General features: G+C 63.0%; 19 protein-coding genes. 16 read left to right on the top strand and 3 right to left on the bottom strand.

Annotated features, from left to right (window positions below; all coding sequences use genetic code 11):
- Window positions 1-9: 9 nt before the first annotated feature.
- The 3 genes from GWC77_RS22190 to GWC77_RS22180 form a co-directional block, all read right to left on the bottom strand.
- Complete coding sequence (locus tag GWC77_RS22190; protein WP_173260338.1) at window positions 10-726, bottom strand: HpcH/HpaI aldolase/citrate lyase family protein; 717 nt, start codon at window positions 724-726, stop codon at window positions 10-12.
- A 33-nt stretch (window positions 727-759) separates the two neighbouring features.
- A complete protein-coding gene (locus GWC77_RS22185; RefSeq protein WP_173260336.1) occupies window positions 760-1839 on the bottom strand; it encodes a TRAP transporter substrate-binding protein in 1080 nt (359 codons plus the stop codon).
- A 107-nt stretch (window positions 1840-1946) separates the two neighbouring features.
- The gene (locus GWC77_RS22180) at window positions 1947-3827 is read right to left on the bottom strand and encodes a TRAP transporter large permease subunit (RefSeq protein ID WP_173260334.1); all 1881 of its coding nucleotides are present in this window, start codon (window positions 3825-3827) and stop codon (window positions 1947-1949) included.
- 236 nt (window positions 3828-4063) lie between these two features.
- Between GWC77_RS22180 and GWC77_RS22175 the strand changes: the two genes are divergently transcribed.
- The 16 genes from GWC77_RS22175 (at window position 4064) to GWC77_RS22100 (ending at window position 19313) form a co-directional block, all read left to right on the top strand.
- The gene (locus tag GWC77_RS22175; RefSeq protein WP_367949076.1) at window positions 4064-5011 is read left to right on the top strand and encodes a LysR family transcriptional regulator; all 948 of its coding nucleotides are present in this window, start codon (window positions 4064-4066) and stop codon (window positions 5009-5011) included.
- A gap of 332 nt (window positions 5012-5343) precedes the next feature.
- Window positions 5344-6753, top strand: a complete 1410-nt coding sequence (locus tag GWC77_RS22170; protein ID WP_173260333.1) for an MFS transporter — start codon at window positions 5344-5346, stop codon at window positions 6751-6753.
- 53 nt (window positions 6754-6806) lie between these two features.
- Window positions 6807-7607 (top strand): N-acyl homoserine lactonase family protein, encoded by an 801-nt coding sequence (locus tag GWC77_RS22165; protein ID WP_173260331.1) that lies wholly within the window; start codon window positions 6807-6809, stop codon window positions 7605-7607.
- Between the two features lie 12 nt (window positions 7608-7619).
- On the top strand, window positions 7620-8405 hold the full coding sequence (locus tag GWC77_RS22160; RefSeq protein ID WP_173260329.1) for an SDR family oxidoreductase: 786 nt from the start codon (window positions 7620-7622) through the stop codon (window positions 8403-8405).
- Window positions 8395-9780 (top strand): MmgE/PrpD family protein, encoded by a 1386-nt coding sequence (locus GWC77_RS22155; protein ID WP_254367089.1) that lies wholly within the window; start codon window positions 8395-8397, stop codon window positions 9778-9780. Before GWC77_RS22160 ends, GWC77_RS22155 begins: the two co-directional genes overlap by 11 nt.
- Before the next feature lie 31 nt (window positions 9781-9811).
- On the top strand, window positions 9812-10735 hold the full coding sequence (locus GWC77_RS22150) for an NAD(P)-dependent oxidoreductase (protein WP_173260325.1): 924 nt from the start codon (window positions 9812-9814) through the stop codon (window positions 10733-10735).
- A gap of 52 nt (window positions 10736-10787) precedes the next feature.
- Window positions 10788-11114: an NIPSNAP family protein gene (locus GWC77_RS22145; protein ID WP_173260324.1), complete on the top strand. Its 327-nt coding sequence runs from the start codon at window positions 10788-10790 to the stop codon at window positions 11112-11114.
- A 12-nt stretch (window positions 11115-11126) separates the two neighbouring features.
- Window positions 11127-12014: an NAD(P)-dependent oxidoreductase gene (locus GWC77_RS22140; RefSeq protein WP_173260322.1), complete on the top strand. Its 888-nt coding sequence runs from the start codon at window positions 11127-11129 to the stop codon at window positions 12012-12014.
- 22 nt (window positions 12015-12036) lie between these two features.
- Window positions 12037-13467, top strand: coding sequence for an aldehyde dehydrogenase family protein (locus GWC77_RS22135; protein WP_173260321.1), 1431 nt, complete (start codon window positions 12037-12039; stop codon window positions 13465-13467).
- A 135-nt stretch (window positions 13468-13602) separates the two neighbouring features.
- Entirely contained in the window at window positions 13603-14001 is a 399-nt protein-coding gene (locus GWC77_RS22130; protein ID WP_173260319.1) for a carboxymuconolactone decarboxylase family protein, read from the top strand.
- A 158-nt stretch (window positions 14002-14159) separates the two neighbouring features.
- Window positions 14160-15509, top strand: coding sequence for an MFS transporter (locus tag GWC77_RS22125; protein ID WP_173260317.1), 1350 nt, complete (start codon window positions 14160-14162; stop codon window positions 15507-15509).
- Between the two features lie 31 nt (window positions 15510-15540).
- A complete protein-coding gene (locus GWC77_RS22120) occupies window positions 15541-16446 on the top strand; it encodes an NAD(P)-dependent oxidoreductase (protein WP_173260315.1) in 906 nt (301 codons plus the stop codon).
- Between the two features lie 20 nt (window positions 16447-16466).
- Window positions 16467-16862, top strand: coding sequence for a cupin domain-containing protein (locus GWC77_RS22115; protein ID WP_173260314.1), 396 nt, complete (start codon window positions 16467-16469; stop codon window positions 16860-16862).
- Between the two features lie 78 nt (window positions 16863-16940).
- The gene (locus GWC77_RS22110) at window positions 16941-17732 is read left to right on the top strand and encodes a carboxymuconolactone decarboxylase family protein (protein ID WP_173260313.1); all 792 of its coding nucleotides are present in this window, start codon (window positions 16941-16943) and stop codon (window positions 17730-17732) included.
- Window position 17733: 1 nt separating this feature from the next.
- Window positions 17734-18516 (top strand): 2,3-diphosphoglycerate-dependent phosphoglycerate mutase, encoded by a 783-nt coding sequence (locus GWC77_RS22105; protein WP_254367088.1) that lies wholly within the window; start codon window positions 17734-17736, stop codon window positions 18514-18516.
- A gap of 110 nt (window positions 18517-18626) precedes the next feature.
- Window positions 18627-19313 carry a GntR family transcriptional regulator gene (locus GWC77_RS22100; RefSeq protein ID WP_173260312.1) on the top strand — a complete coding sequence of 229 codons (687 nt, stop codon included), beginning with the start codon at window positions 18627-18629 and terminating at the stop codon, window positions 19311-19313.
- The last annotated feature ends 534 nt before the right edge of the window (window positions 19314-19847 follow it).

The raw sequence follows: 19847 nt of genomic DNA, 5'->3' as shown, positions 1-19847 counted from the left end.
ACCCCCTTTCTATAACGCCGGTGCTGCGCGGCCGAGCAACTGATGCGTGCCGGCCATCAGCACCTCGTTGATCCATGCGTATTTCATGAAGCTCTCACGCGTGCGCTTGCCGACCGCCGCGATGCGTCGATCCGCGTCGGCGACGGCCGCCTTTACCTGAGGGTGATCCGATTGCCCTGGATAGCCGAGGTCCTGGGCGAGATCGAGCAGCCCGAAGCTAAGATAATCGACGCCCTCGAGCGCCGCGAGCTCGCCCGCATTCTCGATGCCCTTCGCGCTTTCGATCATCAGGCACACCGACGCGCTTTCGTTGCACTGCTGCATATAGGCGGTGCGATCGGAGATGCGCTGGCCGTATTCGGGCCGCCCCGCGCCAAAAGAGCGTGCGCCGAGCGGCGCGAAATAGGTCGCGCTGATTACGCGCTGCGCTTGCTCGATCGTCTCGATGTGCGGTGCGATGATGCCACGCACGCCGCGATCGAGAAATCGCGTGATGGTCGCGATGGAAATGTCAGGTATCCGCGCGATTGGCGTCAAGCCGTGACGTTCGGCGGCGATGCACGCCGCCTCCACATCACGCCAGTCAAACGCGCCATGCTCGCCATCGATGTAGATGAACTGCAGGTCGGCCGCGCTCACCACTTCGATGACAGCGGGCGCCGCAAAAGTCAGGTGGATGCCGCGGATCGGCTGCCCGGTTGCCGCCGCGTGCTTTACATGGTTCATTGTTCGGAAATCCGTTGTTAGGAGAATGAGAACTCAGATCGGCGTCGCGCGCCCGAGCTTCACGAGGTTCGGCGGAAACTGATCGGGCATCTTGTCGATGAGCGGCACACAGACCTTGCGAAACGATTCGACGTCGACGTTCAGGTTCACCTGCATGCCATGCTTGGCGAGGAACTGGTATGCGTCGACTTCTTCCTTCTGCGTGTGGGTGCGCAGCACGTTATCGGCGTCGCTCGCTGCAGCCATGAAGGTCTGCTTTTCGGTGGCGGAAAGGCCATCGAAATACTTCGTGCTGGTCACGGAATAGCCAGTGGTCAGTACATGATCGGTCTTCGCGACATATTTCTGCACTTCGTAGTACTTGTTCGACTTGACCACCGTGGGCGGCGTCTCCTGACCGTCGGCAACCCCCTGGCGCAACGCCAGATAGAGTTCGCTAAGATCGACGGCGGCAGTGGTTGCGCCCATCGCCTGCACCATCGCGATGTAGGCCTTCGAGATCGGCACGCGCATCTTCAAGCCCTGCATGTCGTTCACCGACCGGATCTGCCGCTTGGAGTTCGTGATACAGCGAAAGCCGAGATCGGTCCAGCCGATTAGCCCGAAACCCTTTTCCCGGCAGCTGGCTCGCAAGTCGTCGCCGAACGCGCCGGCGAATGCGCGGTACGCCTGATCGCGGCTTTTCCACAGATAGGGCGCATCGGTGATTGACACTTCCGGCACCCAGTTCGTGAGCCCGACGCCAATCACACCGACTTCGAGAGTGCCATTACGCACCGCCTGGCCAATGTCGCGCTCAGTGCCCATCTGCGCATTCGGATATATCTGCACGAGCATCGCACCGTTGCTGCGCTTTTCGAGCGATTCCTTGAACGCGACGGACCATACGTGCCAACCGTGCTCGGTCGGTGCAGTATGCGCAACGCGCAGGCGCTTCGGCGCGCCCTGCGCGTGCGAGTGCGGAGTCGCGAACGGCCCGAGGGCGGCGCCGAGTGCCGTGCCGGCCGCCGCCCGCATCATCGCGCGGCGGGCGCGACCGTGATTGTCCAGCGCGGCGCTGGCCGCCTCCGAACCATCCGCTGTGTCACATGTGACGATGTCGATCGGTTTCATAGGGTGTGTCTCCTCCAGGTTGGTCGGGCCGCTCCGTTTGGCGGCGCACTGTTATGCGAGTGACGCGTACCCCGTTTCGTGGGATCGCGTGGTGGGCTCACGACGGATTACGTCTTGAAGCCGAGCGCGTGCGGCAGATATTCGGTGAGGCCCGGGACATATACGACGATCACGAGCCCGACGAAGAGCACCAGCAGGTACCAGAGCATCGGCCGGATTGCACGTTCCACCTGCGCGCCGCAGATCGCGCAAGCGACATATAGCGCAATGCCGATTGGCGGCAGGATCACGCCAATGCCAAACGCCTCTGCCATCACGATGCCGTAATGGAGCGAATCGATACCCAACTGAACAGCCACCGGCAGCAACAGCGGCGCGATGATGATGATGGTTACGAAGCTTTCGAGCAGCGAGCCAAGCAATACTGTGATGATGACCACGGCCGGCAGGAAGGTCGCTGCGCCGAAGTTCGCGACCGTATTGGCGATCGCGGTGGTGACGCCTTCGAGGGTGAGCGCCCACGAAAAGATGGTGGCCGCGCTTACGGTGAAAAAGATCATGCCGTTGAGCAGCGTCGCCTGGGTGAGTGTTTGCCAGAAGCTGCGCGCGCCGATCTTGCGGTTCAGAAGGCCGAGCGCAAGCGCATACAGCACGGCGAAAGTCGACACCTCGGTCGGCGTGCCGAGCCCACCCGCGATGCCACCGATCAGGATCACGGGCATCAGCAGCGGCAGCGCGGCGCGCGTTGCCGAGGCCCGTACTTCGGCGCGGCTCGCGCGCGGGGTCGGCACCCAGCCGGCGAACGTCGCGCGAACGCGCACCAGAATCATCAGGCAGATCGCGAGCGTCGCGGCCGGTATCAGACCGGCGACGAACAGAGCGCCGGTCGAGATCGACGTGGCCGAACCCATGAGAATCAACGCGATCGAAGGGGGCACGGACTCCGACATCGCCGCCGACGAGGCGAGCAGCGCCGCGCGTTCTTCGGCGGCATAACCGTGCTGTTGCAGCTTGCGGTTCATCGGCAGGCCGACCATCGCCATGTCGGCGGCCTTCGAGCCTGATATGCACGATGAGATGTACACGCCGATGATCATCACCTGGAAGAGGCCGCCCTTCTTGTGGCCGATCAGGCTGCCGACAAATTCGACGATGCGCAATCCTACGTCCGCCCGGTCCATGATGAATCCAGCCAGGATGAAGAACGGCAGCGCGAGATAAATGAAGCCGCCCGAGCCGCGCTGTGCGTTGGCGACAGCAGACATCATGTCGGCCGAGCCAATCGCCTGCACGCAGACAATGCCGATCACCGCGAGCACGAAACCTACCGGTACCCCGACCACGATCAGACCGAGGAAGAGCGCGATCAACAGCACGTACAGCACCGACACATGCAGGCCGAGCCATGTTTTGCACAACATGAACAGGAGTACCGGTAGCCACACCAGTACAAACGACGCCAGCTTCGCAAAGGTTGGCCGCTTGGAGCTCGCAAGCGCTGCGTGGATTACGAAGAGTGCCGAGCCGAAGGTGATCGGCAGAGTGCTCCACGCGTACGGAATGCCGAGCAGCACGGTCGATTCGTCTGCGTTCGAGATCAGGAGAGGAATCGAAAAGCCGCCGATCAACAGGGAGACGATAATCACGATCCATTCCGATGCGCCGTCGCAGGTGTCCTGCCAGCGCTTCGGCAAACGATCAACGACGAGGCGGATAGACAGGAACTGGCCGCGGCTGTAGGCAACGGCGCCGCCGAGAAATGCGGCGGTCACGAGAAAAAGGGGTGACAGCTCGTCGACGCCCATGAGCGCCGACGAATGAAACACGGATCGCGAGAGCGTCGCGACGAAGATCAGGAGGACCTGCGCGAGCATCATCAAATTCAGCACCGTGATGACAATGCGATCGGTCGAGCGGATCCACGTTGGCAGATCAGGGCGCGCGGAGCCGGTAAGCGCGCCGTGCGCGGGTGCGTTCACCGACTGCATCGCGCACCTCCGGACCACATCTCGCCACGGTCGCCGGCTCGCGGCGCGCGGTTGCGGACCGTGCATGCAGGGTCCGGTGCGTTAATGTTGGCCATGCGATCGTCTCCATCTATTTGTCTGAAGCTGCGCGGCACGCACGCAGGCGTTGAGCCTTTGACAACCGCGGTGCCGGGTTTTCCTGCTTTCGTTAAGGCGATGTTAAGCGCTATCCTTCACAAGGAAAAACTGATTGTTTTGTGGCCTGGCGATCCAAATTTTCTATCGACGCCGAACGCGGGTACCTTGAAATGAATGTAACGCTGGATCAGTTGCGCGCGTTTGAGCGGGTCGTTCGCCTCGGCAGTTTTCACGCCGCCGCAGAGGATCTGCACCTTGCGCAGCCCAGCATTTCGGCACGCGTGAAGGAGCTCGAATCGGCGCTGAACGTGCAGTTGTTCGTGCGGCAGGGGCCGCGGATCCGACTGACCGCGGAGGGGCACGCCCTGATTGAATTGGCGGATAGAACGCTGGGCAGCGCGAGCGAACTGGTCGAGCGTTTTCGCACGCGCGATCCGCTGAGAGGCTTGCTGCGGCTCGGAATGAATGAAAGCTTTGCGCTTGTTTCAGCGACCGATTTGATCGAGCGTATCGAGCGTCATTATCCTGCGCTACGGACATCCATCTTCGTCGGCGATACCGGTGCGGTCAGCCAGATGCTTGCCGGCGAGCAGTTAGACGTGGCCATTGTGTCCGAAGCGCATGTGCCTGGGCATGTTAAACAAGAGGTGATCGGCAGAAACCGCTTCGGATGGTTCGCGCGTGCGGACTTTCCTGTAACACGCGAGGTACTGTCGCCCTCCGACCTCGGTTCTCTGCATCTGCTCATCAGCCCGCCGACGGCGCGGCTGCATGAGACCGTTCTCAAGTGGTTCGCTGATGCGCGCGTGAAGCCGGAGCGCGTGAGCACTTGCAATAGCTTGCCAGTGACGGTGCAGGCGGTGGTCAAAGGACTGGGTGTGGCCTTGGTGCCGGTGCGCATCATTCAGTCGGAAGTCGACGCGCACCGGGTACGACAGCTTGCGGTTGCGCCGGAGGTTCCGGCGCACAGCGTCTCCATCTGCTACCAGGCGAGCGAGTTTGGGCCGGGGATCAAGAGATTGGTCGACCTGATTCGTGAGTTGATCGCGCATCACGAGCTTTTCTGATGCCTCGGCTGTAGGGGTTCATCAGGTCAAGGTCTGTAACTGGCGGATCTGCCTCTCCAATCGTTAGTTGCCCCAAATTCCCTACAGCTGGGGGAGCCGATCTTGTCCAACGACGACAAAACATCGAGATCGCCGGCTACCGACATGCTTTCCTAGCGCTAGGCGGACTGTGATGTTCTCGCCCCGACGCTCTCCAGTGGGCGAGCCTCAGGAATTGACGCCTTGACGGATTGTATGACAGGAATATAATCAGTCGGCGAGCGGATAGCCTGCCGTCTGGAGAAGACGGCAGCGAGCCCGCCAAAGAAAGCCAATATCTCGGAGACAGCACCATGCAGATGGAAGCCAACATCGGAGCCCGCCTGGACAAACTTCCCTTGTCCAGCTTCCATTGGCGCCTTTTGGGGCTGATCGCAGCCGGAATGTATTTCGATTCGTTCGACATCTACATCGCCGGCACGGTGCTTGCGGCGATGATCCACAGCGGCAAATCCACACTGGGTCTGAACGCGACCTTCGTCTCCGTCACCTTCATCGGCATGATGACGGGTGCGTGGCTCTCCGGGCTGCTCGGTGACCGGTTCGGGCGCCGCTTCTGCTATCAGTTCAACCTCGGCATCTACGGCTTCGCTTCGATTGCCGCGGCGTTAGCGCCGTCGATGTACTGGCTGATCTTCTTCCGTCTCGTGATGGGTGTCGGCATGGGGGCGGAAATCGTAGTCGGATACGGCACGCTCAGCGAGTTCATTCCCGCGAACTGGCGCGGCCGCTTTGGCACGATCCTCAATTTGATCATCAACACGTCGCTGTTTCTGTCGACCTTCCTTGGCTGGCTGATCGTCCCGCACTACGGCTGGCGCTGGATGTTTGCGATAGCGGGATGCGGCGCGCTGTTCGTCTGGTTCCTGCGCAAGTCGATGCCGGAGTCGCCCCGCTGGCTCGCTGCGCGCGGACGCAACGCCGAAGCGCGGCAGATCGTCGAGCGCATCGAGGCGGCGTGCGGCGGCCCCGCGGACAGCACCGTAGGCGCCACGGAATCTCTTGCTCGCGACTCCTCCTATGCGAGCGATTCGAGCGAGGCCGGCCGGCTCCGCGATCTGTTCTCGCGCCGGCTACTGACGCGCACGATCACGGCCATCACGGTTCTCGTTGCGCTCTTCACCGTCAATTACGCATTCGTCAGTTGGATACCCACGTTCCTCGTCAAGCAGGGACACAGCGTGTCGAACTCGCTCGGCATCACGGCGCTGATGTTCGCGGGCGGCCCGGTGGGCTCGCTGATCGCATTTATGCTCGCCGAGCGCGTTGGCCGAAAGTGGGGCATCGTTTTGTTTTCGCTCGTATGCGCGGGCTTTGGCATTGCCTATCCCTTCGCACAGTCGGCGGTGGCGATCACGGCGCTGGGCTTTGCGATCACGGCCGGCATCTACGTGCTGTCGTCGTTCAGCGTCGCCACGTATGTGCCCGAACTGTTCCCGACCGAACTGCGGTTACGCGGCTCGGGGCTGGCGAACACGGTAGGCCGCGCGGTCAGCATCGTCGTGCCGTATGCGGTGGCGGGCGCCTTCATGCGCTTCGGTATATCCGGCGTGCTGGCGCTGATTGTCGGCACGCTGCTGATACAGGCGCTGATCGTCGGCGTGCTCGGGGCGGAAACGAAGCACCGCTCGCTCGAAGCGATCGCCGCCGACGCCACGAGCACGCAAGCGCTGGAAGGAAGCGCACGGGCCGCGGCGCAGTGAAGGGCTACGCAAGGATTTCCGCACGGATTAGCACACAAAAGGACACTTCAGACATGTCATCGCCCGCTGAGAACTACAGGATCTACGCAGTCAAGTACGCGCATTTCGAGCGCCGCTCAGGCGACAACTTTATTGGCGGCGACTCTCACGATGTGCCGATGCCGCTTGATTACTTCGTATGGGCCGTGGTGGGCCAGACGCGCTCGTTCATCGTCGACACAGGTTTCGACCAGGCGATGGCCGACAAGCGTGGCCGCACGATCACGAACACGGTCGAGCGTGGGCTCAAGCAGATCGGCATTCGCGCCGGTGACGTCGAAGACGTGATCATCACGCACATGCACTACGACCACGCGGGCAATCACTCGCTGTTCCCGCGCGCGCGTTATCACCTTCAGGATCGGGAGATGGCGTATTGCACGGGCCGCTGCATGTGTCATCACGCGCTGAGTCATCCGTTCGAACCGGAGGATGTGAAGTCGATGGTCGGCCGCCTGTTCGAAGGGCGTGTGCAGTTCCATGACGGCGCGTCGGAGATCACGCCTGGATTGAGCGTGCATTGGGTCGGCGGACATACGAACGGCCTGCAGATCGTGCGCGTCCATACGCAACGAGGCTGGGTGGTGCTGGCATCGGACGCTTCGCACTTCTACGCGAACATGCAGACGCATCGCCCATTTCCCGTCGTCTACAACGTCGGCGACATGCTCGAAGGCTACGAAGCCGCGCATCGTCTGGCGAGCTCGCCGAATCATGTGATTCCCGGCCACGATCCGGCGGTGCTGACGCGCTATCCGTCGCATGACCGCGAGACGGACGGCTGGATCGTGCGGCTCGACGCGGAAATGCGCTAAGCGAGGCGGCAGATGATCTTGAAAGGCAAGAGCGCGCTCGTCACGGGCTCGTCGAACGGCCTGGGTCTCGCCATGGCGCGGGCGCTGGCGGGCGCCGGATGCGACATCGTACTGCACGGGCTCGAAACGCCGGGGCAGATGATGCGCACGATGGACGAGCTGGAGCACGTGTTCGATGTGAACGTCACCTATGTGCAAGCCGATCTCGCGACGCCGGCGGGTGTCGATACGCTGATCGCCACGGCCACAGAGAGTGTGCGTTCGCTCGACATCCTGATCAACAATGCCGTGGTCCGGCATTTTGCGGCCATCGAGGCGTTTCCCCTCGATCGCTGGAACAGTGCGCTCGCCGTGAATCTCACGGCCGCGTTCCGCGCGATCCAGTTGGTGTTGCCCGGCATGCGCGAGCGCGGCTGGGGACGTATTTTCAACATGACGTCGGTATACGGCGCGCGCGCCGTCGCCAATCGCGCCGACTATGTGACGACCAAGACGGCGCTTCTCGGGCTCACGCGCTCGGTGGCGATCGAAACTTTGAGTCAGGGCATCACGTGCAATGCGATCTGCCCGGGCTCGGTGCTCACGCCGAACATCGACGGCCGCATCCATGCACTGATGGACGAGCGCGGTCTGGATCGTGGCGATGCCGTGCGCGAGTTCCTCAAAGGCAAGCAGCCGACGGGCGAACTCGTCGACGCTGCGCATGTCGGCGATATGGTCGTGTTTCTGTGCGGGCCATCGGCCAGCCAGATCACGGGCGCGATGATGCCGATCGATGGAGGCTGGCTTGCAGGCTGATCCCACCGATGTACGCGCTCTGCAAAACGGTGAACTGACCCGCGCGCTCGCGCGCTTCGTGGCCGATACGCAGTGGCGCGACGTGCCCGTTGCCGTGAGCCGCGAAGCGAAACGTTCGCTCGTCAATTACTTCGCCGTCGCATTGGCGGGTTCGAACGATCCGACGCTCGAGAAGGCCGTGTCCGTCAATGGCCGCTTTTGCGCCGGCAACGACGCGACCCTCATCGGCCGCAGCGAACGCACGGACATGCTGAGCGCGGCCGCGCTCAACGCGATGAGCGCGAACGTATACGACTTCGACGACACGCATATCCCGACCATCCTCCATCCGACGGCGCCCGTCGCCGCCGCGCTGTTTGCGCTCGCCGAGTCGCATGCGATGAGCGGCGAGGCGCTGCTCCTCGCGTTCGTGATCGGCGTGGAAGTCGAGTGCCGCATCGCCAATGCGGTGTCGCCCGAGCACTATCAGCGCGGCTGGCACATCACGTCGACATGCGGGGTGTTCGGCGCGGCTGCGGCTGCAGCGAAAGCGCGCGGACTCGGTGAGCAGGCCATCGTGTGGGCGCTCGGCAATGCGTCCGCTCAGACAGGCGGACTGGTCGAAACGCTCGGCACGATGTCCAAGAGCATCAGCGTCGGCAACGCGGCGCGCAATGGGCTGCTGTCGGCGCTGCTCGCCGAAGAGGGTTTCTCGGGCCCTGTTGCTCCGCTCGAAGGTGAACGTGGCTTCCTGCGCGTGACGGCGTCGACGCCGCACTGGCAAGAACTCACGCAAGACCTTGGGCGCGAGTGGGCGCTGCTGAAGAACACCTACAAGCCGTATCCGTGCGGTGTGGTGCTCAATCCGGTTATCGATGCGTGCCTCGATCTGCGCCGCGACGCGCGCTGGTCCATCGACGATATCGAAGAGATCGAGCTGACAGGGCATCCGCTGCTGCGCGAGCGCACCGACCGGCCAGGCGTACGCACGGGCCGCGAATCGCAGGTCAGCGCGCAGCATGCCGTGGCAGTGGCGCTGTCGCGCGGCAAGGCGGGACTCGAAGAGTTCACCGATGAGGCCGTGGCCGATCCGTCGCTGCGCGCGATAGCGAGCCGGCTACGGTTCGTCGATGATGCTGCGTGGCCGGTGGAATCGGCGCATGTGACGATCGTGCTGCGCTCGGGCGAACGCCTGTCGCATCGCGTGCAGGCTGCGCGCGGCAGTCTCGCCGCGCCGCTCGCCAACGTCGAACTGGCGGACAAGCTGCACCGGCTCGCGATCTATGGTCGCTCGGGTATCGATGCACAACCGCTTGTCGACACCCTATGGAAGTTCGATGCCGAGCCCGATGCGGCCGCTGTGGTGCGTCTCTCGCGCGCCCGGGGCTCGGATTAACGCAGCGCCCCTTTAATTTACGAGGATTGTCATGTCGAGTAGTCAGGCATCAAATCAACACAGCGGTCGCTTACTCGGTTTCGTCGGCGTCGGCACGATGGGCCGGCCGATGGCGCGTCGGCTGATCGAAGCAGGCCACAACCTCATCGTGTACGACCGCGACCAAGCGGCCGTCGCGGAGCTGGAGGCGATTGGCGCGCAGGCGGCTGCATCGGTGCGGGAAGTGGCCGACAGCGCGCACACCGTGTTCACGAGCTTGCCCACGCCCGCGATCTTCAAGCAGGTCGCGCTCGGCGACGGCGGCCTCGTCGTTGGCAGCGCGATCAAGATTCTGGTCGATCTGTCCACGGTCGGCTCGCGCATCGAAAAGGAAGTCGCCGAAGCGCTGCTGGCAAAAGGAATCGAAACCGTCGATGCGCCTGTGAGCGGCGGCGCGGCGGGCGCATCGAAGGGCACGCTCGCGATCATGGCGGCCGGCAACCCCATCTCGCTCGAAGAGGTGCGCGGCCTGTTCGGCGTGCTGGGCAAGGTCTTCGTCGTGGGCGAGAAGGCCGGGCAAGGGCAATTGCTGAAGCTCCTGAACAACATGCTGTCATCGACGGCGTTCGCGATCACGTCCGAGGCGTTCGTCGCGGGCATGCGCGGTGGTCTGGACCCGGAGGTCATGATGTCGGTGATCAATGCGGGCAGCGGCAAGAACGGCGCGACGCTCGACAAGTTTCCGAAGCACGTGCTGCCGCGCACGTTCGATTTCGGCTTTCCCGTCGGCAGCGTCTGCAAGGACATCGGCCTTGCGGTCGACGAATGCCAGGCGCTCGGCGTGCCCATGTGGGTTGGCAGCGTCGCGCGCCAGGTGTGGAACTACGCCGCGATGCAGGACGGCACGGCGCGTGACATGACGGAGCTCGTCAAGTACGTCGAGCGGTGGTCGTCCATCGAAGGGCTCGCGGACTGAACCGCCTTTTTTCCTGACACTGCTAGCCAGAAATACAACCACGGAGAATGACATGATCGTTGAAATGCGCATCTATCACTGCGCGCCGACACGCCTGCCGGCGTTGCTCGACCGTTTCACGTCCACCACGCTGGGTTTTTTCGAAAAGTACGGCATCGAGCAGATCGGCTTCTGGACCACGTTGATCGGCCCCAGCAACCATGCGCTCACGTATTTGCTGAAATGGGAAAGCCTCGCAGAGCGCGAGCAGAAGTGGAACGCGTTTCAGGCCGACGCCGAATGGATCACGAGGCGCACCGCGACGGAAGCAGAGAGGCCGATCGTCGAGCGCATCGAGAATCACTTCCTGACACCGACTGCGTTTTCCGCGCTGCGCTAGGAGAGGGATGTCATGACACAACCCAAGCGAATCGGTTTCATCGGGCTCGGCATGATGGGCGCGCCGATGGTGCAATGCCTCGTCAACGGCGGCTTCGACCTGTTCATCGACGACGCCGATACCGCACGCGCCGACACGCTCGCTACGGAAGCGGGCGCGCAACGGCTGAGCAAGGACAACGCCGCGTCGCTCGACGCATTGATCACGATGCTGCCGAATTCGGCCATCGTCGAAAGCGTGCTGCTCGGCGGCGGCGCAGATGGCTGGGCGAGCCTGCTCGCGAAGGGCGCCGTCGTGATCGACATGAGCTCGTCTGAACCGGAACGCTCGCGCAAGCTTGGCTCCGTGCTCGAAGAGCACTGCCTCGCGTATCTTGACGCGCCCGTGTCAGGCGGCGTGAAGAAAGCGAAGGAGGGCACGCTTTCGATTCTCGTCGGCGGTAGGACAGAGGAACTCGCGCGGTGCAAGCCCGTGCTCGAAGCGATGGGCAAGAGCATTCTGCACATTGGCAGCGCGGGCGCAGGGCATGCGGCGAAGGCGCTGAACAACTACGTGTCGGCGGCGGGACTGACAGCGACGGTCGAGGCACTGCACGTCGCGCAACGCTTCGGCATCGAGCCCGGGCTGATGACGGACGTACTGAACGCATCGTCGGGCCGCAGCAACACCTCTGAAAACAAGGTGAAGCAGTTCATGCTGAGCGGCACGTTCGCCTCCGGATTCGCGCTGCAATTGATGAACAAGGATCTGAAGATCGCACGTTCGCTCGGGCAGTCGGTCGGCTATCCCATGACGCTCGGCATGACCTGCACGGCATTGTGGGACGAAGCCGCACAACGTTCGACGCACGCGACCGACCACACCGAAATGTACCGCCTGCTCGATGGCGATGCGCATTGATCTTTCTGTTCTGGATTCTGCCATGTCACATGCAGCACAGTTTTATATCGACGGACACTGGGTCGAGCCAACCTCCGACCAACGGTTCGACATCGTCGATCCGTCCACCGAAGCGCCGTTCGAGCGCATCGCACTCGGCAATGCGCAAGACGTCGACCGCGCCGTCGCCGCTGCGCGCCGCGCGTTTCCCGCATGGTCCGCGACGAGCGTGGCCGAGCGTGTCGCGATGCTGCGGCGCGTGCTGGGGATCTATGAGCGCCGCTACGACGAATTCGCGGAGGCGATGCGCCGCGAGATGGGCGCGCCCATTACGTTTGCCCACAGCGGTCAGGCGGCACGCGGCCCGGCGCATCTGAACGCGCTGATCGACGTGCTCGAGCGCTTCCAATTTGAAGAGCAGCGCGACAACACGCGTGTCGTGTTCGAAGCGATCGGCGTGTGCGGACTGATCACACCCTGGAACTGGCCTGTCAATCAGATCGTCGTGAAGATTGCGCCCGCGCTCGCGGCCGGTTGCACGATGGTGCTCAAGCCCAGCGAATATTCGCCGCTGAGCGCGTTGCTGTTCGCCGAAGTGCTGGACGAAGCGAAATTGCCCGCGGGCGTGTTCAATCTCGTGAACGGCGATGGTCCGGGCGTCGGCGAAGCGATTGCGGCGCACCCGGATATCGATATGGTGTCGTTCACGGGTTCGACGCGCGCGGGCGTGCTCGTCGCGCAATCGGCCGCGCCGACGGTCAAGCGCGTTGCGCAGGAGTTGGGCGGCAAGTCCGCGAACATCTTGCTCGATGACGTCGACCTCGAAGAAGCCGTGAAGCGCGGCGTCGCGGCATGCTTCACGAACTCGGGCCAATCATGCTCGATCCCGACGCGCATGCTGGTGCCGCGTCAACTGATGAACGACGCCGCGCAGATCGCGAAGCGCGCGGCGCAGTCTTACCGCGTCGGGCCGACCGACGAACCGTCCACGCAGCTCGGGCCGCTCGTCAACCGCAATCAGTTCGAGCGCGTGCAGGCGTTGATCCAGAAGGGCATCGATGAAGGCGCGCGACTTGTCACGGGCGGCACGGGGTTGCCTGCCGGCATCGAGAAAGGCTACTACGCGAAGCCGACCGTCTTCGCCGACGTCACGCCCGACATGACAATCGCGCGCGAGGAAATATTCGGGCCGGTGCTGTCGATGATGCCATACGACCGCGAAGATGAAGCCATCGCAATTGCCAACGGCACCGACTACGGTCTTGCCGCTTACGTGCAATCGGGCGACATCGTGCGCGCCCGCAAGGTGGCCCGTGCGTTGCGTGCGGGAGGCGTGCATCTGAACTATCCGCCCGTCGATTTCAATGCGCCGTTCGGCGGCTACAAGCGCTCGGGCAACGGCCGCGAGTGGGGAGAAGCGGGCCTGCGCGAATACCTGGAAACGAAGGCATTGGTCGGTTACGGCGCGGATTGAGCGGCACGCGACCGGATGTAAGCCGGACATGTGCCAAAAAATTTTGCGCGTTTGCATTGTCGGACAATCATTGCGCCCGGCAATATGATCGCGCGGAGCAACTGAACGGGTTGAGCAACTGGGAGAACCTTGAAGATGGACAGCAATGAACGTTTCGACAAAGGCTTTGAAAACCGCAAGGAAGTGCTTGGCGCAGCGCACGTCGAGAAGTCGTGGGCTAACGCCGACGACTTCAACCGGCCGATGCAGAAGTACGTCACGGAATGCTGCTGGGGCGATATCTGGGGCGACAAGACGCTGCCGTTCAAGACGCGCAGCCTGCTGAACCTCGGGATGCTGACGGCGATGAGCCAGCATCACGAACTGTCCGTGCACGTGAAGGGGGCGCTGCGCAACGGCGTGACGAAGGACGAGATCCGCGCTGTGTTGATGCAGGCGGCCATCTACTGCGGCGTGCCGCTCGCCCTGGCGGCGTTCCGCATTGCCACGGAGGCGATCAAAACGTACGAAGCCGAGACTTCGACGGTTACGTAGCAGCGCACGTCTTGCCCGCGTGCGCGAGCAAAACGGCGACACGGCGCAACATCATACGCAGACCGCGCACCGCACGATGCGCGCAATCAATGCAACGAGATTGCATGCGACCGGAGCAGGCGCGAAAGCACCGGCTCCGGTCTACAAAGGAGACAACGATGAAGACACTCACCGCGACTGACGTCGTACAGTCCGACCGGGAGCAGACGATCGAAACGAAAAGACGCAACGCGATCAAAGGCGCGTTCTTCTCCGAGTACATCGACATGTTCGACATTTACCTGCCCGTCGTCGTACTGTCGCCGGTGCTGGCGTTCTTCCAGCCGCCGCATCTGTCGAGCGGCATGGAGACGATTCTCGCGTCTCTGGTGTTCATCACGACGCTGCTGGGGCGGCCGATCGGCGCGCTGCTGTTCGGGATGGTCGCGGACCGCATCGGCCGCCGCAAGGCCTCGATCTGGTCGGTATCGGGCTTCGGCGTCGTCACGCTGCTGATCGCGCTACTGCCGGGCTATGAAAGCATCGGCATTGTGTCGTATTGGGCGCTCGTGCTATTGCGCTTCGTCGACGGCATCTTTCTCGGCGGTGGCTATACGGGCGCGATGCCGCTTGCCATCGAGTATTCGAAGAAGGCGCAGCGCGGCTTCGTGGGCGGCTTCATCATCGCGGGCTTTCCCGCCGCGTATGTGTCGATCAATCTGATCGCGATGCTGATGTTCTGGTTGTTTCCGCTCAGCGGGATGCACTCGCCGTATGCGCAATGGGGCTGGCGCATTCCGTTCGTGCTGGGCGCCGTGCTCGCGGGCGCGCTGGCGATGTACTACGTGCACAAGGTCGCCGAATCGGAGATCTGGAAGAGCGAAACGGCAGAGAAGGCGGTTCAGCCCGAAAAGCTGCCGTTGACGGACTTGCTGCGCGGCAAGAGCGGACGCAATCTGCTTCAGGTGCTGGTCATGATGACGGGCTTCTGGCTCACGCAGAACATCATCACGATTTTCCTGCCGACCGGGCTGCTCGTGAAGACGCTGCATCTGACCGGCTTCCAGATGACGTCAACGCTAATGATCACCTACTTCGTGCTGTTCTTCAGCTATATCGGTTCGGGCATGCTCGCGCAGGTAATCGGCCGGCGGCGCCTTTTCGCCATCGTCGGCCCGCTGATCGCGACAGTCGGCGCGGCGCTGCTGTATGTCCTCGCGAACGTCGACGGGCTGTCGCTGCCGGCGATCATCGCGCTGGTCTGCGTGCTCGCCGTGCTCGTCACATCGCCGTGGGGCGTGATCGTCACGTACATCAACGAACGCTTCGTCACCGATGTGCGTGCAACGGGCTTCGGCGTGGGCTTCAGCCTATCGGTGATCATCCCGTCGTTCTACGCGTTCTACATGGACTGGCTGAGCACGTTCATGCCGTTGCGGCTGACTTCGGTGGTGCTGCTATGCATCGGCGGGCTGATCGGCGCGATCGGCGCGCTGATGGGACCGGAAACAAAGGATGTCGACTTTTGACGAATGAGCTGATTGAAAGGGAATAGCGCAAATGAACAAGGAACGGATCGGATTCATCGGTCTCGGCAACATGGGCGGCCGCATGACGCGGCGGCTCGTCGATGCTGGCGTCGCAGTGCTTGGCTACGACACCGTGCCTGAGCGCATAGAGGCAGCGGGTGCGCAGGCCGCGTCCGCAATAGCGGACGTGATGAAGTTTGCCGACGTCGTGATGCTGTCCCTGCCGGACAGCAAGGTGGTCGAGGCCGTCGTCGAAGGCGAGGGCGGCGTGCTGGCGAATTGCCGCGCCGGACAAATCGTCGTCGACCTGAGCACGGCTGCCGCGAGCTCGACGATACGGCTCGCCCAGCGCTTCGCGCAAGGCGGCGTCCAGTATGTCGACGCGGGTATCTCGGGCGGCGCCGCCGCGGCGGAGAAGGGCACGCTGACATTGATGGTCGGCGGTGAACAGAGCGCCGTCGAAGCGCTCAAATGGGCATTCGCGCCGATCGCCAAGAAGGTCGCGCACATGGGCGAAAGCGGCGCGGGTCACACGACCAAGCTACTGAACAACTTCCTCAACGCGGTCAGCCTTGCGGCGAGCGCGGAAGTGATGGTGGCAGGCAAGAAGGCGGGGCTCGACCTGCATCTGCTGCTCGATGTGCTCAACAGCAGCAGCGGCGTGAACTTCGCGACGCTCAACCGCTTTCCGAAGATCGTCGACGGCGATTATCTGGAAGGCGGCCTGACGGGCAAGCTGATGACGAAGGATGTTGTGCTTTACGTCGATCGCGTGCGCGAGTTAGGCCTGGTGTCGCTGAATGCATCGGGGCCGCTCGCGAGCTTTGGCCTCGGCACGGCGCTAGGCTATGGCGACGTGATCAGCAATCGCGTCGTCGATGCGATCGGCGATGTCTCCGGCGGTGTGCGGCTATTCGATGGAAAGCGGAAAGTTTGACGAGAAGAGGAGAAGCAGTCATGAAGGTTTTTCACGGCAGGGCAGAAGACAAGATGTCGGAGCAGCGCGGCGAGACTTTCACGGGCACGGTGTGGGCCGACCCCGTGATGCCGTCTACCGACGGCGTCACGATCAACACGGTGTTCTTCGCGCCGCGCGGCCGCACCTACTGGCACACGCATGAGCAGGGCCAGGTGCTGCAGGTGACGGCCGGCAAGGGCTGGATCTGCAAGGACGGCGAGGCACCGCAGGAAATCCGCCAGGGCGACATCGTGTTCATCGGACCCCGTGAGCGCCACTGGCACGGGGCGAGCGACGGCAGCTACATGGTCCATATTGCCACGTCGATCGGCAAGTCGATGTGGCAGGAGGAAGTTTCGGAGGCCGATTACCCGAAGGGGCTTGACGCACGCTGATGCCAATTGCGGAACGCGGCGCAGGCCGCGTTCCGAGTGCGCAGACATTTGACCATCGCCACCACGAGGAGCGACTGGATGAATCAGGGAGACCAGCCGGCGCGCGAGCCACGCAAGCCGCAGCAGATCAAGGACGATTTCGTGCGCGTGCACGGCGGCTGGAGCGCCGCATGGGACAGCATGCTTCGTCTCGCCCCGAGCTTTGTAGATGCCTATGTTCAGTTGTCGGCGGTGCCGCAGCGAAGAAATCATCTCAACGACAAAGTGCGCGCTTTCATCGCGCTTGCCGCCGACGCGTGCGCAACGCAGCTATACGGGCCGGGTGTCGCACATCATCTGGAGCGTGCGCTCGCATTCGGCGCGACGCGCGAAGAACTGATGGAAGTGTTGGAACTGATCAGCACGATCGGCATCCATACGAGCAATGTCGGTGTGCCCGTGCTGCTTGAAGTGCTCGAAGAAGAGGGGCTGCGCGCGGGATCTGCGCCGCTCGACGAACGGCGCCGCGCGCTGAAGAAAGCGTTCGAAAAGAATCGCGGCTATTGGCATCCGACATGGGAAGGCCTGCTCGAGTTCGACCCCGACTTCTTCGAGGCGTATGTCGCATTTTCTTCGGTGCCTTGGCGCACCGGCGTATTGCCCCCGAAGATCAAGGAGTTCATGTATTGTGCGTTCGACGCGTCGTCGACGCATCTGTACTTGCCGGGGCTCAAGCTGCACATGCGCAACGCGCTGCGTTACGGCGCGACACCGCAAGAACTGATGGAGTTGCTCGAGATCGTCAGCACTACCGGCATTCATGGCGCGGAACTCGGCGCGCCGCTGCTCGAGGCGGCGCTGGCGAAACGGTGCGCGACGGCGACGTCCTGACATGCCGCTCGAAGACGACAGCCCGAACCCGCACGTCCGCGATCTCGGCCTACAACTAGACGAGGTCCGCATGGCGGATTGCGCGACGCTCGTGGTCCTGCGCCACGCCCAGTCGGAATGGAATCGCACGAACCGCTTCACGGGCTGGATGGACGTGCCGCTCTCGGAGCGGGGCATCGCGCAGGCGACATGCATCGGCGAGCAGATGCGCGCGCGGTCGTTACGGTTCGATCTTGCGGTGACGTCGGTGCTGAGCCGCGCGGGGCGCTCGCTCGATCTCATCATCGGCCGGTGCGGCGCGCCCAGGCGACCCGTCGTGCGTTCGTGGCGGCTGAACGACCGTCACTACGGCGCGCTGACGGGCATGAACAAGGACGCTGCCGCAGATTTATATGGCGCGGGACAAGTGCGCGCATGGCGGCGGAGCTTCGTCGCGGCGCCGCCGCCGCTCGACGCGGAACGCCAGCGGGCCATCTTCATGCAATTCGACGGGACAAGGCTGCCGCACCCCGACGCGTTGCCGCGCACCGAGAGCCTGCGCGATACGCTGGACCGCGTGTTGCCGTTCTGGGAAAGCACTGTGACGCCCGCGTTGCGCAACGGCGAGTCGGTGCTGATGGTCGCGCACGGCAACGCGTTGCGCGCCCTGTTCAAGCATCTGGACGGAATCGACGATATGAAGATCGCGTCGCTCGAAGTCGCGCATGCCGAACCGCTCGTGCTCCGGTTCAACGAAAGCCTGCAAATCGTATCGCGCACAGGGCTCGGCTCCCTGCCGCAATGACGCGAGCCTGGAGTGCGTTCGCCGATCCGGATTTATGCGCGCCCGACGCTTGAAGCGGGCGCTCGTGAAGTATTATATGGATTGGATTTTTGTCGGGTGGGAAGACAATAATGTCGACTGATATGGGGTTGATTCGGCCCGAGACACTGCGTCACCAGGTCGAAAACGTGCTGCGGCAGGCGATCATGAGCGGCCGCTTCGCGCCGGGCGCGCGGCTGATCGAGCGTGAACTGTGCGAAACGCTGGGCGTGAGCCGGACCTCCGTGCGCGAGGCGTTGCGCAAGCTGGAGGCCGAAAAGCTGGTGCGGAACGTGCCGCACAAGGGGCCCGTGGTCGCAGTGATGTCGCGCGATGAGGCGGTCGAACTCTATGCGCTGCGGGCCTTGCTGGAGGGCTTTGCCGCGCACGAATTCGCACGGCTTGCCAGCGACGAGGCCATCGCGCGATTCGGCGAGGCCGCGAAGATGCTACGCGCCCGAGCAACGGCGCAGGACCAGGATGGCGTGCTCAAGGCCAAGGCGGCGCTCTACGACGTGCTGCTCGACAACTGCGGCAACCGTCTCGTGAAGGAAATCCTCAACAGCCTTTACTCGCGCGTGAACCTGCTGCGCGCGACATCGTTGATGCATCCCGACCGGCTGCCGAGCAGCCTGCGCGAAATCGACAAGCTCCACAAGGCGCTGAAGGCGCGCGACGCGGACGAGGCGCAGGAACACGCCCGCCAGCACGTGTTGAATGCGGAAAAGGCCGCATTGCGCATGCTGGCCGAGCAGGGCGACGGGGACACTTCTGAGTGACGCGTTGAAGCGTCAAAACCCCGCCAGAATGCGTTCAAACCGCTCAGCACTGCGGCGCGGCGAAGTAAAGTGGGTATTCGGATTGACCGGTTGAAGTGAGGGTCAGCCTTACCCTATCAAGCTTTGACCCGCCGTCCGCGACGGAAGAGATGCCTGTTCGAATCGTACCAGCGGAACCAAACCGATTCGCGTAGCACTTTCGGCCACGACGACAGCAGCCTTGCCACCGACTTAGCGGAGCAGGGCCCAGATTGATTGGCAGTTGGCATCTTGGGTGTGCGCGCGCTGCTTATTCCATTGCCGATGATTCCCACTGATGATGGCGCATCATGCCGGGATGATGCCCTGCCATCGCATCGTGGCCATGATCGGATATCTGGGCATCGAACCATCGATGCAGAGCGGGATGCCGCGCGTCAATCAAGATGAGAACAGCGCGTCAATCAGGATGAGAATGCAGACGCAGCAGCGGCGGTGACGGGCGTAGCCCGGAACCGGCGCCGCTGCGCCGCGCCGAAAGCGCTCGGCTTGAGT

Source organism: Paraburkholderia sp. NMBU_R16 (assembly GCF_013282575.1).
In the GTDB taxonomy this organism is placed as follows: Bacteria; Pseudomonadota; Gammaproteobacteria; order Burkholderiales; family Burkholderiaceae; genus Trinickia.
This window is presented reverse-complemented; position numbering and strand designations above follow the sequence as displayed.